This is a genomic window from Pseudomonas marincola (genome assembly GCF_900116605.1).
Taxonomy (GTDB): domain Bacteria; phylum Pseudomonadota; class Gammaproteobacteria; order Pseudomonadales; family Pseudomonadaceae; genus Aquipseudomonas; species Aquipseudomonas marincola.
This window is the reverse complement of the sequence record NZ_FPBC01000009.1, coordinates 1-14,421: the sequence shown is the minus strand read 5'-3', so window position 1 is coordinate 14,421 and position 14,421 is coordinate 1. Positions and strand designations below refer to the sequence as shown.

Here is a 14,421-nt window from a genome sequence, read left to right as displayed (position 1 = left end):
GCGCAGCTATGGTTGCCAGCGGGCGAGTGGTTGTTTTAGCTTTAGCCTGCATATCGTCGGGCAAAATGTTAATTTTAGTCGCTAACGTTACTTCTGCAGACTCGAACAAAAAGCCGTTGTGAGGGTCAATCAGCAGCCCAGATACTGTTTTAAGTTATATCGGCGCGCCAAGTGCCAAAAATCATGGAGTCCTTGAAAAGGTCACGAGCGACGGATTGTAAAGCAGGCGGTTGCGATTCATGCCCATGCCAATGTGCAGATTGAGCCGCTCTTGTTGCGGCGCAGGCCAGCATCCCGCGCAGTACTTTTTCACGGGTTCCCAACTATCCTCTATTCCGGTGTGATACCCGTGACCCGCCAATTGAGAGCCTTATTCATGCGACTGACTGCCCGCTTGCTCCTTCTGAGTTGTTCGCTGTTCAGCCTCACAGGTGTTGCTGCAACGGTGACCGACCTTTATCAGGTCCTTGAGCCGGTTAGAAGTCAGCAGCCTGCCGAGCGCGATGAAGCCATCGGCCGTGCATTCGATACGCTGGTTCTGCGCTTGACCGGCCAGGCCGATGCTGCGCAGAAACCGGCTCTGGCGGAGCTGAAGAAAGACCCGCAGCAAATTATCAGCCGTTACGGTTATGAGGGCAGCAGTCTGCAGGTCGATTTCGACCCGGTCAGCACCGATCGCGAATTGCGTCAGGCCGGCCTCTCGCTGTGGGGCAGTAACCGTCCGCTGATTCTGATCTGGTGGCTCAATCAGGACGAATACGGCAATACGCTGGTCGGCGACGGCATAGAGAGCGCTGAAACGATTCGCCAGTCCGCCCAGCATCGCGGTTTGCCGGTACGCATGCCGCTGGCTGATTTGAGCGAGCAACTGGTGGCAACCCCTGAAAACCTCGCGGCCAGTCAGCCCGATGCCTTAGAGCCGATCTCCGAGCGCTACGGTGCCGATTCTCTACTGGCGGTGACCGCGACGCAAAGTGCCGACAAGTGGAGCGCCGAATGGAGTCTTTGGGTCGGTACTGAGCGTGAGCAGGGCAATGCCAGTGGGCAAGATCTCGCGTCACTGAGTGATGCTGTGCTGCTTGAAGTCAGTCAGCGTCTGGCCAAACGCTATGCGGTGGCTGCCAGTGCTTCAAGCTCGCTGACAGTTGAGATATCAGGCGCCAATCTTTCACGTTATGCCGAACTGCAACAGGCACTTGAGCCTTTCGACGCCACGTTGAGCAAGGTTGAAGGCGATCGTCTGATCTACCGGGTCAAGGCCAATGCCGATCAACTCCGCGCTCAACTGGGCCTGCTCGATTTGCGCGAAGTATCTGCGGATGAAGTGGCTCCCGAGGTGCAAGAGCCGTCGCAAGATTCCGCTAAACAGGGCCAACCTGAAGCGCCGGCTCCGCAAATTGTGCCGCGCTCCGATGTGCTGCGCTTTAGTTGGTAAGTCGTTTCCAGCTTATTCACTGTTTTCAGTGATGACTCTCCCAAACCGCCAGAAAGCCTCTGGCGGTTTGTTTCTTTTATAGTCGTATGATCTTTTCTCTTAATACTCGGTTGAGGCGCTTGCATGAAGGAATCAACACGTTGGCTATGGTTGGCTGGGCTGCTACTGACGGCTTGGCTGGTGTACTTGCTGCTGCCGATCCTGTCGCCGTTTGTCGTCGGCATGTTTATCGCCTACCTCGGCGATCCGCTGGTCGACCGGTTCGAACGCTGGGGAATGTCCCGTACATGGGGCGTAGTTGTGGTGTTTGCGTTGATCACGCTGGTCACGATGGTCGCGCTTTTAGTGCTGATTCCGCTTCTGGGCAAGCAGCTGATGCGCCTTTACGAACTACTTCCCCAGATTATCGACTGGGTTCAGCACAGCGCACTGCCGTGGTTGCAGCTTAAACTGGGGCTATCCGATGATTTCTGGCAGTTCGACAAACTCAAGCAGGCGCTGTCGGGCAATCTTGGCAAGACCACCGATTTCGTTGGGCTGATCGTGTCGAAAGTTACTGCCTCAAGCGTGGCAGTAGTCGCCTGGCTGGCAAATCTGTTCCTGATTCCGGTGGTGGGGTTTTATCTACTGCGCGATTGGGACGTGATGATGGCAAAACTTCGCGGCATGCTGCCACGCTCCAGCGAGAAGCGCGTAGTTGGCTTGATGGGCGAGTGTCACGAAGTACTCGGTGCTTTCTTGCGCGGCCAGTTAATGGTCATGCTGGCGCTGGGCACTATCTATGCGATCGGCCTGATGAGCATCGGCCTGGAGCTTGGCTTACTGATCGGCCTGCTCGCCGGTCTGGCAAGTATCGTGCCTTATCTGGGCGTTGCAGTCGGTGTGAGCGCGGCAATGGCCGCCGGGTTATTCCAGTTTGGCGTTGATCTCTATCCGCTGCTGGCAATCGCGGGCGTGTTTATTGTCGGGCAAATGCTGGAGGGCATGCTGCTCACACCTTGGCTGGTGGGTGACCGTATCGGCCTGCATCCGGTGGCGGTCATCTTCGCAATTATGGCCGGAGGTCAGCTGTTTGGTTTCACCGGCGTACTTTTAGCCCTGCCTGCAGCAGCCGTTATCATGGTTTTGCTACGTCATGCCCATGTCTTTTATAAGCACTCACGCGCCTATGGAGTCGAAGAGTCAATCGACTGATTGGGATGAGTTTAGGCGGGTTAATTGCTGTATCGACAGGCAGCTTGACTGGTCGCCTTCTTGAGAGGGCGGCCGTCTAAAACCGGTGGGGCTATAGTCCAAGTTTGAGCTAGCTAGAGAGCCTAAGCCTTTGAATCGAGCAGAAAAATTCAGCAATGACACAGCCCTCCGAAGCCTATAAACTTTGACTACTTTATGGAGAGCCTGCTGGCGATTCTGAGGAACCGCCAAAATCCGCATGAACCCAATTCAGCTGCCACTCGGTGTGCGTCTACGTGATGACGCCACCTTTGCCAACTACTATCCCGGAGCTAACGCTGCGGCGCTAGGCTATGTCGAACGTCTTTGTGAGGCTGAAGCCGGCTGGGCGGAAAGTCTTATCTATCTCTGGGGGCATAACGGTGTTGGCCGTAGTCACTTGCTCCAGGCTGCATGCCTGCGTTTCGAGCAGCGTGGTGAGTTGGCGGTATATCTGCCGTTCAGTCAGGTCGATGACTTCAACCCGTCGCTCCTCGACAACCTCGAGCGTTGCGAGCTGGTTTGCCTTGATGATCTGGAGTGTGTGGTTGGGCGCAAGGATTGGGAAGAGGCGCTGTTCCATCTGTTCAATCGCCTGCGCGACAGTGGCCGCAAGTTGCTGCTGGCCGCGAACAGTTCGCCGCGTGAACTGGCTGTCAAACTACCCGATCTGAAATCTCGCCTGACCCTGGCGCTGGTATTCCAGCTGCAAGGGCTCTCGGATGAAGACAAATTACGCGCCCTGCAGTTGCGTGCATCGCGCCGAGGGCTGCACCTGAGTGATGAAGTAGGGCGCTTCATTCTCACGCGCGGCGAGCGCAGCATGAACTCGCTGTTCGATTTGCTCGAGCGCCTGGACCATGCTTCCCTTCAAGCCCAGCGCAAATTGACCATTCCCTTCCTAAAAGAAACCCTCGGCTGGTAAAAATCTGTTTTCTGGCGGCTGCGCTTGGCCATGCTGCGTTGGATTAGCGCTCGAAACGCTCACTTACATGAGTAAGCTTCGCGCCCTGCCCACGAATCCGCCTTGCCTGACCTACGCTCGCCTCGCCAGAAAACCAGATTTTCCCCGTCACAAAACCCCGTAGGGCTGGGGAGCGGGAGGGCTTTTGGTTAAGAGCTTTCAAGGCAAAAGCGCGATTTTTTGGTGGGGGCGCAGCACTCGCGCCATCTTTGCGCCATGCTGCGTTGGATTAGCGCTCGCAACGCTCACTTACATGAGTAAGCTTCGCGCCCTTCCCACGAATCCGCCTTGCCTGACCTACGCTCGCCTCGCCAGAAAACCAGATTTTCCCCGTCACAAAACCCCGTAGGGCTGGGGAGCGGGAGGGCTTTTGGTTAAGAGCTTTCAAGGCAAAAGCGCGATTTTTTGGTGGGGGCGCAGCACTCGCGCCATCTTTGCGCCATGCTGCGTTGGATTAGCGCTCGGAACGCTCACTTACATGAGTAAGCTTCGCGCCCCGCCCACGAATCGGCCTTGCCTAGCCTACGCTCGCCTCGCCAGAAAACCAGATTTTCCCCGTCACAAAACCCCGTAGGGCTGGAGAGCGGGAGGGCTTTTGGTTGAGAGCTATGAAGCAGAGCAGGGCGGGCTTTGGGGGAAATGGCTTGGGGATGAGATAACGGTAAACGGCAGCGAGTTCTCGCAGTAAGAAAAGAATGCGAAAGCTTCTAAACCCCAAAGCTCTGCTTTTAACCAAAGCCTCTGCCCTTAATTAAGCTTCCAGCTTCACGCGGTCTTCGGGTGAGCCTCTGTGTAGGTGCGAGCGGTGGGAGTGCAAGGCAAAAAGCTGTTCAAACGCGGAGTTTACGTAAAGTAAATGAGCATTTTGAGCAGCTTTTTAACGCCGCAATCGCGCCGCGCAGCCCTTCACCGTGGCTCCTACATCACTCACCAGAAAGCTTGCGATCTTGTTGAAACTTCCAGCGGGTGTATAGAAGGGCGCTGCAAAAGAGGCTGAAGCTGATGATGGTTTCCAGCACACCAAACACGGCCCTGCTTGGGTCGATTGCCGCGAGGATGCCCTGAATGAAGTACAGGTTGATCACAAAGCAGGTCCACGCATGACCGCGTGCATGGCCCAGAAACATACCGGGTGCAAGCAGCAACAATGGCAGTAACTGGATGCACATGACCACCCAGGTGCGGGCGCCGTGCAGATCGGCGAAACCCAGGTTCCACACTGCGATGAGCAGCGCCAATGCGACGAACAGCACAAGGCTGATGATGCGGCTGGCTTGCACACGTGGCTGTAGCCACTCAAGGCTCGGCAGTGGTTTTTTCGCTTTAGCCACGACCGGCCTCCAGTTTCATTGCGGTACGGGCTATACGCTCACCCAGTGCGCGGCACAGGGTTTTCTCGTGCTCATCCAGCGCGCGCTTGCCATCTGCGCCGGCATAGTGGCTTGGGCCGTAAGGTGTGCCGCCGCCTTGGGTGTTGAGCAGGGCAGACTCACTGTAAGGCAGGCCGGTTATCAGCATGCCGTGGTGCAGCAGCGGCAGCATCATCGACAGCAGAGTTGTTTCCTGACCGCCGTGCAGACTGGCGGTTGAGGTGAAAACCCCAGCAGGTTTGCCGACCAATTCACCGGTTAGCCAAAGGCTGCTGGTGCCATCAAGGAAGTACTTGAGTGGCGCGGCCATGTTGCCAAAGCGCGTAGGGCTGCCGAGCACCAGTGCTGAGCATTTTTTCAGGTCGTCGAGGCTTGCATACAACGCGCCTTCTTCAGGAATTGCCGGGGCAACCGCTTCGCATTCGGTCGAGATTGCGGGCACGGTGCGCAAGCGGGCTTCCATGCCGGCTTTTTCGATGCCGCGGGCGATTAGCTTGGCCATCTCGCTGGTTGCGCCGTGGCGGCTGTAATACAGCACCAGTACGTAAGGTGTGCTCACGCTAGAATCTCCAGAACCCGCTCTGGCGGTCGGCCGACGATGGCGCGATCACCGGCGATAAGAATCGGTCGCTCGATCAGCTTGGGATTGGCCACCATAGCGTCAATCAACTGCTGTTCGGTGAGCGTGGCATCAGCCAAATTAAGGGCTTTGTATTCTTCTTCACCGGTGCGCAATAGGCTGCGGGCCGGCATGTCGAGCTTGCGCAGCAGCGCTGTCAGTTCATCTGCGCTGGGCGGCGTTTCGAGATAGCGCACGATGGCCGGAGTCAGGCCGCGCTCTTCAAGTATCTGCAAGGCGCTGCGGGATTTGGAGCAGCGCGGGTTGTGATATAGCGTCAGATCGGTCATGAGAGGGCTCGCATGTTGCATCAGGTGGCGGCTATTCTAACCTCATGAGGGGTGTAAGTCTGAACACCTCGGCGCATTGCGTGTCTTAAACGCTATGGCTGTTGGCTAAGGAGAGGGCATGCTTCAGCGTTTTAAAAACTGGATCGAATTCTGGCGGTTTCTGATTCAGCGATTTCTGGCGGATCGGGGCGCCAACAATGCCGCCGCGCTGACCTACACCACGCTGTTTGCGGTGGTGCCGATGATGACCGTGACCTTCTCGATGCTTTCAACCGTGCCAGCGTTTCAGGGCATGAGTGAGCAAATACAAACTTTCATCTTCCATAACTTCGTACCCTCCGCCGGCGAGATGGTGCAGGACTATCTGCGCGACTTCACTACACAGGCCAGGCAGCTGACCTGGGTCGGGGTGATTTTTCTGGCGGTCACGGCGTTCTTGATGCTGGTCACCATCGAGAAAACCTTCAACACCATTTGGCGCGTGCGTCAGCCACGGCGCGGGGTTTCGAGTTTTTTGCTGTATTGGGCGATCTTGAGTCTGGGGCCGATCCTGCTCGGTGCCGGGTTCGCGATCAGTACCTATGTGGGTTCGTTGGCGCTTCTCTCCGGACCTGATGCGTTGATTAACGCCGAGTTGCTCTGGCGCTTTATGCCGTTATTGTTTAGTACGGCGGCATTCACCTTGCTTTACGCCACAGTGCCGAATGCGCGCGTGCCGTTGAAGCACGCTCTGATTGGCGGGCTGTTCACGGCAGTATTGTTCGAAGTGGCCAAATCGCTGTTTGGTTTGTATGTGCGGATCTTTCCGAGTTATCAGCTTATCTACGGGGCGTTCGCCACCGTGCCGTTGTTTTTGTTGTGGATCTACTTGTCCTGGCTGATTGTGCTGATCGGTGCAGAGTTGGTCTGCAACCTGTCATCCTCGTATCAGTGGCGCAAGTTGGCCATGCCCAAGCTGTTGGTTGTGCTGGGTATCCTGCGGGTTTTTCATGATCGTCAGCAGTCCGGCCTGAAGGTGCGTCTGCGGGATGTTCAGCGCCAAGGCTGGAATTTGCCTGAGCATGAATGGGAGGAGGCGTTGGAGTATCTGGAACGCCAGCATCTGGTTGCACCAATCGGGGCCGGGCGCTGGTTGTTGAGCCGCGATATCAATACCTACAGCATGCAGCGCCTGATTAACCACAGCCCGTGGCCGTTGCCGCGCCCGGAGCAGCTGCCGGAAAACCTCGACGAGCCTTGGTATCCGGCATTTCGTCAGGCATTGCTCAAGCTTGATGAGGAGCAGGGCCGTCTGTTTGATGACAGCCTGAGCAGTTGGTTACAAGGTGAGCCTCAGAGCACTACTGGGTAGCGCGTGACGCAAACAGTTTCGAGGTTCGCCGTTGGCAGCGGCAGTATTTTCTGGTGATGCATGTTGTTCATTTGCAGCCAGACGTTTTCGCCCTCGACAAATTGCCCGGTCGGCAGCCATAAACCATGATGCCAAGCGCTGTCTTGCGCCGGTGTGCTTTGCAAAATGCCCGGATGGGTTTGCGCGCTGGGCGTGCGCCGCAGCCAGATGGGCTTGGGCAGCCCTTTTAGGTAGCGCAGCCCGAAGTGCATGCCCTCGGCGTTGATGTGACGCCAGCGCACCAGTGCCAGCGTCGGGATCACGCTGTCAGTCAGTAAAATGACCAATTGGCCGACGCTGATCTTGGTCTTTTGCTCGGCGCTGCACAGCAGTCGGGCGCCGCCTGGGCTGGCATCCTGAATCAGTCCCGGAATTTTCAAAGGTCGTTGTTCTAACAACTGCGCATGAATAGCCTGCAAACCGGCGACCAAATGGCAGGTCTGCTCGTGCTCAAGGCGTTGGTGGCGACGTTGCTGGCGGCCCAGCCAGTGCTGCTGAACCTCCTGAAGTAATGCGTGCTCTTTGCTGCTTTGCAGGGGGGAAGGCTCCTGCAAGGCGATTAACAGCGCGCCCAATTCAAAGCGACGCAAATATTCGACGCTGCCTTCTGGCGTTTGTGTGAGCGTCAGATAAGGCTGTGATTCAGTCAGATCAATTGTCGGGCCACTGGGTTCGTCTTCACGCTCCCAAGGCAATAGCACAGCATGTTGAGCTAACGGTGCGAGTGCACTGAACAGTTCCAGGCACTGGTTTTCGGCCAGATGGAAAGGGTTGCTCAGCGCGGCAAGCAGCATTTGCTGGTAGAGGCCGCGCAAGGTGTCGGCCGGAGTTGGTACGAATGCCGCCGCAATGGGATCGTCGAGGCACTGCTGATGCTCGCCAAGCCAGTAGATTATGTGACTGTCACGCCACAAGTTGGGATGCGGTTCCTGATACAGCTGGTGGTTACGCAGCATCTTCTGAGCAAGAAATTGCAGCGTCATGTACAGGCACCACGCCAGATGCGGGCGTGAAGGGTGCTTGCTCTGAAGTATCTGCAACAGCAGTCTTTTAAAGCCCGTAGCCAGTTCTTCGCAGAGTTGGATGAAGGCTTGGCCAAGCCGGATTTGGCTTGAGTTCTGGCTGGAGTAGTGACGGAACGCGTCACTGAAACTTTGCAGTGCCCTTTGCCTTTCTAGTAAGGTCATCGGGCTGCGATTATGGCGGTGCAGTAAGCGCGTGATGCTGCTGAGGGCAGATTCAATCGGCATCTCCCGAGCTTGCGCCAGTTGCAGGCTAAGATCAGTCAATGAGTCGGCGTTTTGCTCACTTATCTCCGCCACTTCCAGACGCAAGGCATCGAGTGTCATGCCACCCCCGAGCGCACGAGGATCGAATGCATGGGTAATGCTTTCCAGACGTTTCTACGTTCATCCATAACGGTATTTGCTTGTCTTATTCTTATCGCCTGCAGCGACGATGTCGGGCTTGATCAACACGGTCAGAAGGTCGCGGCTGAACGTTTGCAAGGGCAGTGGCTGGTTATTAATTATTGGGCCGAGTGGTGTGCACCTTGCCGCACCGAGATCCCCGAGCTTAATGCCTTGAGCAGTCAGCTGGCAAAGGAATCCGTGCAGGTCGTGGGGGTTAATTTTGATGCCTTGCGCGGTAAAGAGCTAGGCACGGCGAGTGATGCAATGGGTATCAAGTTCACGGTTCTTGAAGAAGACCCGGCGCCACGCTTCAAATTGCCGCGCGCCGAGGCATTACCTGTCACTTATATAGTCGACGATAAGGGCCAGATGCGCGAACGGCTGCTGGGTGAACAAACAGCTGCGGGCATTACCAAGCGCCTGCAAGCACTGCGTGACGAGGGATAAGGTATGACGCAAATCTGTATGCATGGATTTGTCAGCGGTCTTGTGCAGGGCGTTGGCTATCGCCAGGCAACCGCTGAAAAGGCGGAAGAACTTGAGCTTAACGGCTGGACGCGTAACCTTGCAGATTCACGCGTTGAGGTTTTATGTGAGGGCGAGCAGGACGCTGTCGAGGCGTTTGTCGAGTGGCTTAAGCAAGGGCCGCAAGCAGCTGACGTCAGCGAGGTCAGCCTTACAGAGCAACCGCTGCAAGGCATTGCCGGCTTCATTGTGCGTCGATAATACCGAGACCGGCCCGCTGGATACGCGGGCCGTTGGCTTGTTTACAGCGATGCAGGGTCCGCAACCAGGCGGCCGGCATCCTGGGTCAGGGCTCTCAGAAAGCCTTCCTGAAGTTCAGGGTCGTTGCGTGTCAGCTCGATCAGGCTTTGTTCAAGCTCGCTGGCTTCTTCTTCCAATCCCAGTTCGGATAGCCGCTTCACCCGATGCACCCATTCAGCGGTGTCATCGCCTTCGAGGTCGTCGTAGATCAGGCGGTGCGCCTCATCCAATTTGCCGCGCAAGGTATGGCTGACAATCAGGCTGGCGTGCGCACTGGTATCACTCTGCTCGTCGGTGACGGTGAGCAGCAGTGTGCCAAGGCGAGCGCTGTCCTGATCGGCAAAGGGATTGTCGAGCAAGTTGATGCGCAAGATACCGTTGCGGTCGGTGAGCAGTTCGTGATCCTTGCCGGCAGCGGTGACTGTGACCGGGCGCTCAGCCCACGGCATGCTGGTGTACTCCATGCGCGTATCCAGGCGTTGCTCGTCGATACTCGCCAGATTCTGCTGTGAGCGGCCATTGGATTCGGCATTGATGAACGGGTTGAGCCCGGCAAAGCCGTAGCTGATCCAGTCCTTGGTGACCGTATCCGGCAGGCTGCCGAGCAGCACCACATTCAATACGTTGGCGCCCACGCCGGCCACGACTGCTACCGCACCGAGAGGGATCTCGTACAGTTCGCGCCACGGTTGATAAGGCGTGTAGCGATCATAACGGCGGGTGACCTCGAAGGCGGTTACCTCAAAGGTTTTTTGTTCGTGCACACGCACGCGCCGTTGCGGCAAACCCAGTGTCTTGGGTTCGCCGGCATCGATTAGCAGGCTGTGATCGAGCAACTTACGCTCGATGCGTTCCTCGTGTTCGCTGCGTTGCGGGAGCTGGTTGGCACAGCCGCTGAGGAAGAGGGCGCAGCAGAGTGCTGCGCCGCCCAGGTGCAAGGTGTTTCGCTTGAGCATGATGACTCTTGGTAATGGTGCTGAAATCAGCGGCTGATACGGGCCTGAATAAACGCCATGATGTCTGCGGCGGGGATCACCTGAGCCTCGGTTTCCGTACGGCTCTTGTACTCCACGTTACCTTCGGCAAGGCTGCGGTCACTGACCACGATGCGATGCGGAATGCCGATCAGTTCCATGTCTGCGAATTTGATGCCCGGACTGGTCTTTTTGTCACGGTCATCGAGCAAAACTTCAAAGCCGGCTGCGGTGAGGTCTGCATACAGCTTATCGGTTGCTTCGCGTACCACTTCGGTTTCGTAACGCAGTGGCACAAGCGCGATCTGGAACGGCGCCAGTGTGTCATTCCAGAGAATGCCGCGCTCGTCGAAGTTCTGCTCGATAGCTGCTGCTACCACGCGGGAAACACCGATGCCGTAGCAACCCATGGTCAGGGTAACGGGCTTGCCGTTCTCGCCCAGCACCTGGCAGTTGAGGGCCTGGCTGTACTTGGTACCCAACTGGAAGATGTGGCCGACTTCGATGCCGCGCTTGATAACCAGTGTGCCCTGGCCATCCGGGCTCGGATCACCGGCCAGTACGTTGCGCAGGTCGGCAACTTCCGGCAGCGGCAGATCGCGCTCCCAGTTAACGCCGAAATAGTGCTTGTCTTCGATGTTCGCACCGGCCGCGAAATCGCTCATCATCGCGACCGAGCGATCAATGATGCAGGTAATTGGCAGATTGACCGGGCCAAGGGAGCCAGGACCGGCACCAATCGCTGCACGAATTTCATCTTCGTTGGCCATAACCAGCGGGCTGGCGACCTGCTCTAGGTTGGCAGCCTTGATTTCGTTAAGCTCATGATCGCCACGCACAATGAGCGCAACCAGCTTGCCTTCTTCGGCGCCATGCACGACCAGTGTCTTGATGGTTTTTTCGATGGCCAGATCAAAACCTTCAACCAGAGCGCTGATGGTCTTGGTGTTCGGCGTATCAATCAGGCGCATGGCTTCGGTTGCAGCGCCGCGGCTGGTTTCGCGTGGAATGGCCTCGGCTTTCTCGATGTTGGCGGCGTAATCCGAGCTGTCGCTGAACGCGATGTCGTCTTCGCCGGAGTCTGCGAGTACATGGAATTCGTGCGAGCCGGTGCCGCCGATCGAGCCGGTGTCAGCCTGTACTGGACGGAAATCAAGGCCCAGGCGGCTGAAGATGTTGCAGTAAGCCTGATGCATGCGGTCGTAAGTGACTTGCAGCGAAGCTTGGTCGGCGTGGAAAGAGTAGGCATCTTTCATGATGAACTCACGGCCACGCATCAGGCCAAAACGCGGACGGATTTCGTCGCGGAATTTGGTCTGAATCTGGTACATGTTCAGCGGCAGCTGCTTGTAGCTGTTCAGCTCGTTACGCGCGAGGTCGGTAATCACCTCTTCGTGAGTCGGGCCTGCACAAAAATCACGGCCGTGACGGTCTTTCATGCGCAGCAATTCTGGGCCGTACTGTTCCCAGCGGCCAGACTCCTGCCACAGTTCGGCAGGCTGAATGCCGGGCATCAATACTTCCAGGGCGCCTGCTGCGTCCATTTCTTCGCGCACAATTTTCTCGACCTTGCGCAGGGTGCGCAGGCCCATCGGCAGCCATGTGTAGAGGCCGGAGGCAAGTTTGCGGATCATCCCGGCGCGGAGCATCAACTGGTGGCTGATAACTACGGCATCGCTAGGGGTTTCTTTCAGGGTCGAGAGCAGGAATTGACTGGTACGCATGATTGGCGGGTCTACCGATTGCAAAGACTTTATTAGGTCGGCATTGTACGGTGATGATTCGGTTGCGTATAGGATGCAGCTTATAGATGGGCATAGGGAGGGGCGTGTGTTAACAGCACAAGAAGTACAAGACGTAATTCATGCCGGTTTGCCGATGGCGCAGGATCTGGATTTACGCATTGAGCGGCTGGATTCGGAAGGGGTGTTGGCGCGTGTGCCATTCAGCACCCGATTGGTGCGCCCCGGTGGCACTGTTTCAGGGCCAACCATGATGGCGCTGGCCGATGCGGCCATGTATGCCGTGGTGATGGGACGACTGGGGCGAGTCGAAATGGCAGTCACTTCTAATTTGAATATCAACTTTCTGGTCAAGCCTCAGCCGGTAGACTTATTGGCCGATGCACGCATCTTGCGCTTAAGTAAGCGTCAGGCAGTTTGTGAAGTTCTGCTTTACAGCGCAGGCAATGAAGGCGAATTAGTGGCGCATGTAACAGGGACTTATGCACTGCCGCTTTAATCCTGTTTAATTGCTGTTTGTTTAAATTTTGAGCAATAAAAAACCCGGCCGAAGCCGGGTTTTTTGTGTGCTGCTATTCAGTCAAGACTGAATTACATCACGTCCAGCGGGTAGTCCATGATGAAACGGAAATCGTTCACGTCAGCAGAGTAGAAGTCATTCTGTGCATCGTTGGCACGGTAGATCGCGCTACGGATACGGAACGACAGGTCTTTAGCTGCGCCGCTCTGGATCACGTATTTGGTTTCGAAGTCGAACTCGTGCTCTTTACCTTCTTCGCCAGCAACACCAGTGTCGATGTTGTCACCGTAGATGTAACGAGCCATGAAGCTCAGGCCTGGAACGCCGTATTCAGCCATGTTCAGGTCGTAGCGAGCCTGGTACGACTGCTCGTCACGGCTTACGAAGTCAGAGTACTGAACCGAGTTGGCAACCCAGATGGTGCCGCCGCCGTCTACACCGTAGTTGTAGAGGGATGCATCACCAGTAGAGCGCTGGTAAGCAACGGTGAAGGTGTGAGCGCCGATACCGTAAGCTGCTGCGATACTCCACAGGTCGTTATCGGTAGACAGGCCGCCTTTACCGTCGTCAGTAGCGCCCAGTTCCTGGCCGTCACCCTTGGTGTGGTAACCGTTAACGTCGAAGTTGAGGTTCTGGCCTTCTGCGATCGGCAGGTTCCAGTTGACGTTCAGGTAAGTCTTTTTCCAGTAGTCTTCAACGTCAGAGTAGTGCAGGCCAGCGCTGAGGTTATCAGTGAAGGCGTAGTTTGCACCGTAGATGTTGGCTGCTTTCAGTTCGAATGTGTCACGGTCAGTCGAAGTTTGGCTGCTCATTGCAGTGAAACGACCGCCAGACAGCTCAAGACCTTCGATTTCGTTGCTGACCAGGTAAGTACCGGTTGCAACTTCTGGCAGGATGCGGCTGTCGTCAGTGCTGAACACTGGGCTGCCAACAAACTGGCTACCGTATTTCAGGCCGGTGTTGGAAACGCGGAACTTGATCGCGCCACCAACTTCGGTCTGGGTTTTTTCAGCGCTGCCGTCGCTCGACTGATCGAACTGGCCAGTACCGAAACGGCCACGGCCGCTGTCCAGTGCCAGGCTGCTCAGAGTGTGAGCGTCAAAGCCTACACCGATGGTGCCTTGAGTGAAGCCAGATTCGAACAGGGTGCGCAGACCCCAGCCAGTTTCTTCGCGGTAGCCATTACCAGAGCCAGCAGTGTTGCTAGCGCCGTTGCGGAGGTCACGGTTCATGTACAGAACGCGGTTGAAGATGTCGAAGCTGCTGTCTTCGATAAAACCGTTCGATTCGGATTGGCTAGAGGCGAAAGCCATCTGCGTCGAGCCCGCGGCTACTGCCAGGGCGATTGTGCTCCACTTCATCACTTGCATCGTGACTGCTCCTTTGGTTTAGGGAAACTCTGAAGAAGACTTCCTTATTTTGGCAAAATGCCCGGACTCCACCCGCCGAGTTTTCCGATGAAGCAGATGACCTTCGCCGACGCCGAGTACGCCGGCAAGCGCAAACAGACCCGCAAAGAGCTGTTCCTGATCGAGATGGATCGGGTGGTGCCGTGGAAGGGTTTGGTTGCCTTGATCGCCCCGCATTATCCCAAGGGCGAAGGCGGTCGTCCGGCGTATCCGCTGATGGCGATGCTGCGGGTTCATCTGATGCAGAACTGGTTTGGCTACAGCGACCCGGCGATGGAGGAAGCGCTGTACGAGACCACCATCCTGCGCCAGTTTGCGG

At 56.5% G+C, this 14,421-nt stretch carries 15 protein-coding genes; 8 read left to right on the top strand and 7 right to left on the bottom strand.

Going from position 1 to position 14,421, the window contains the following annotated elements; translation table 11 throughout:
• The first annotated feature begins 376 nt into the window (after nucleotides 1-376).
• The 3 genes from BM395_RS15025 to hda all read left to right on the top strand — a co-directional run bounded on the left by BM395_RS15025 (nucleotide 377) and on the right by hda (nucleotide 3,572).
• Nucleotides 377-1,435: a DUF2066 domain-containing protein gene (locus BM395_RS15025; RefSeq protein ID WP_090513230.1), complete on the top strand. Its 1,059-nt coding sequence runs from the start codon at nucleotides 377-379 to the stop codon at nucleotides 1,433-1,435.
• A gap of 123 nt (nucleotides 1,436-1,558) precedes the next feature.
• A complete protein-coding gene (locus BM395_RS15020; protein ID WP_090513226.1) occupies nucleotides 1,559-2,629 on the top strand; it encodes an AI-2E family transporter in 1,071 nt (356 codons plus the stop codon).
• A 238-nt stretch (nucleotides 2,630-2,867) separates the two neighbouring features.
• Nucleotides 2,868-3,572 (top strand): DnaA regulatory inactivator Hda, encoded by a 705-nt coding sequence (hda, locus tag BM395_RS15015; protein ID WP_069901607.1) that lies wholly within the window; start codon nucleotides 2,868-2,870, stop codon nucleotides 3,570-3,572.
• 962 nt (nucleotides 3,573-4,534) lie between these two features.
• On the opposite strand, the gene BM395_RS15010 is transcribed toward hda, so the two are convergent.
• The 3 genes from BM395_RS15010 to arsC are packed head-to-tail and all read right to left on the bottom strand — an operon-like array spanning nucleotide 4,535 to nucleotide 5,890.
• Nucleotides 4,535-4,942 (bottom strand): DUF2069 domain-containing protein, encoded by a 408-nt coding sequence (locus BM395_RS15010; RefSeq protein WP_069901608.1) that lies wholly within the window; start codon nucleotides 4,940-4,942, stop codon nucleotides 4,535-4,537.
• Entirely contained in the window at nucleotides 4,935-5,540 is a 606-nt protein-coding gene (gene wrbA / locus BM395_RS15005; RefSeq protein WP_090513223.1) for an NAD(P)H:quinone oxidoreductase, read from the bottom strand. Before wrbA ends, BM395_RS15010 begins: the two co-directional genes overlap by 8 nt.
• Nucleotides 5,537-5,890, bottom strand: coding sequence for an arsenate reductase (glutaredoxin) (gene arsC / locus BM395_RS15000; RefSeq protein ID WP_090513221.1), 354 nt, complete (start codon nucleotides 5,888-5,890; stop codon nucleotides 5,537-5,539). Before arsC ends, wrbA begins: the two co-directional genes overlap by 4 nt.
• A 118-nt stretch (nucleotides 5,891-6,008) precedes the next feature.
• Between arsC and BM395_RS14995 the strand changes: the two genes are divergently transcribed.
• Nucleotides 6,009-7,241 (top strand): virulence factor BrkB family protein, encoded by a 1,233-nt coding sequence (locus BM395_RS14995; RefSeq protein ID WP_090513218.1) that lies wholly within the window; start codon nucleotides 6,009-6,011, stop codon nucleotides 7,239-7,241.
• On the opposite strand, the gene BM395_RS14990 is transcribed toward BM395_RS14995, so the two are convergent.
• Nucleotides 7,223-8,629: a PilZ domain-containing protein gene (locus BM395_RS14990; RefSeq protein ID WP_090513215.1), complete on the bottom strand. Its 1,407-nt coding sequence runs from the start codon at nucleotides 8,627-8,629 to the stop codon at nucleotides 7,223-7,225. The two genes, BM395_RS14995 and BM395_RS14990, sit on opposite strands and share 19 nt — an antisense overlap.
• Nucleotides 8,630-8,659: 30 nt before the next feature.
• Between BM395_RS14990 and BM395_RS14985 the strand changes: the two genes are divergently transcribed.
• Complete coding sequence (locus BM395_RS14985; RefSeq protein ID WP_090513212.1) at nucleotides 8,660-9,139, top strand: TlpA disulfide reductase family protein; 480 nt, start codon at nucleotides 8,660-8,662, stop codon at nucleotides 9,137-9,139.
• Nucleotides 9,140-9,142: 3 nt separating this feature from the next.
• Entirely contained in the window at nucleotides 9,143-9,418 is a 276-nt protein-coding gene (locus BM395_RS14980) for an acylphosphatase (RefSeq protein ID WP_069901614.1), read from the top strand.
• Between the two features lie 41 nt (nucleotides 9,419-9,459).
• Here the strand turns inward: BM395_RS14980 and BM395_RS14975 are convergent, their stop codons facing one another.
• Nucleotides 9,460-10,413, bottom strand: coding sequence for a hypothetical protein (locus BM395_RS14975; protein ID WP_090513209.1), 954 nt, complete (start codon nucleotides 10,411-10,413; stop codon nucleotides 9,460-9,462).
• Nucleotides 10,414-10,439: 26 nt separating this feature from the next.
• Nucleotides 10,440-12,155 carry a proline--tRNA ligase gene (locus BM395_RS14970; RefSeq protein ID WP_090513206.1) on the bottom strand — a complete coding sequence of 572 codons (1,716 nt, stop codon included), beginning with the start codon at nucleotides 12,153-12,155 and terminating at the stop codon, nucleotides 10,440-10,442.
• 73 nt (nucleotides 12,156-12,228) lie between these two features.
• On the opposite strand from BM395_RS14970, the gene BM395_RS14965 reads away from it, so the two are divergent.
• Nucleotides 12,229-12,672 carry a PaaI family thioesterase gene (locus tag BM395_RS14965; RefSeq protein WP_090513204.1) on the top strand — a complete coding sequence of 148 codons (444 nt, stop codon included), beginning with the start codon at nucleotides 12,229-12,231 and terminating at the stop codon, nucleotides 12,670-12,672.
• Between the two features lie 92 nt (nucleotides 12,673-12,764).
• On the opposite strand, the gene BM395_RS14960 is transcribed toward BM395_RS14965, so the two are convergent.
• A complete protein-coding gene (locus BM395_RS14960; protein ID WP_090513201.1) occupies nucleotides 12,765-14,063 on the bottom strand; it encodes an OprD family porin in 1,299 nt (432 codons plus the stop codon).
• An 87-nt stretch (nucleotides 14,064-14,150) separates the two neighbouring features.
• On the opposite strand from BM395_RS14960, the gene BM395_RS14955 reads away from it, so the two are divergent.
• Nucleotides 14,151-14,421 (top strand): transposase (locus BM395_RS14955; RefSeq protein ID WP_141124100.1); only part of this gene is annotated, 271 nt, incomplete at its 3' end.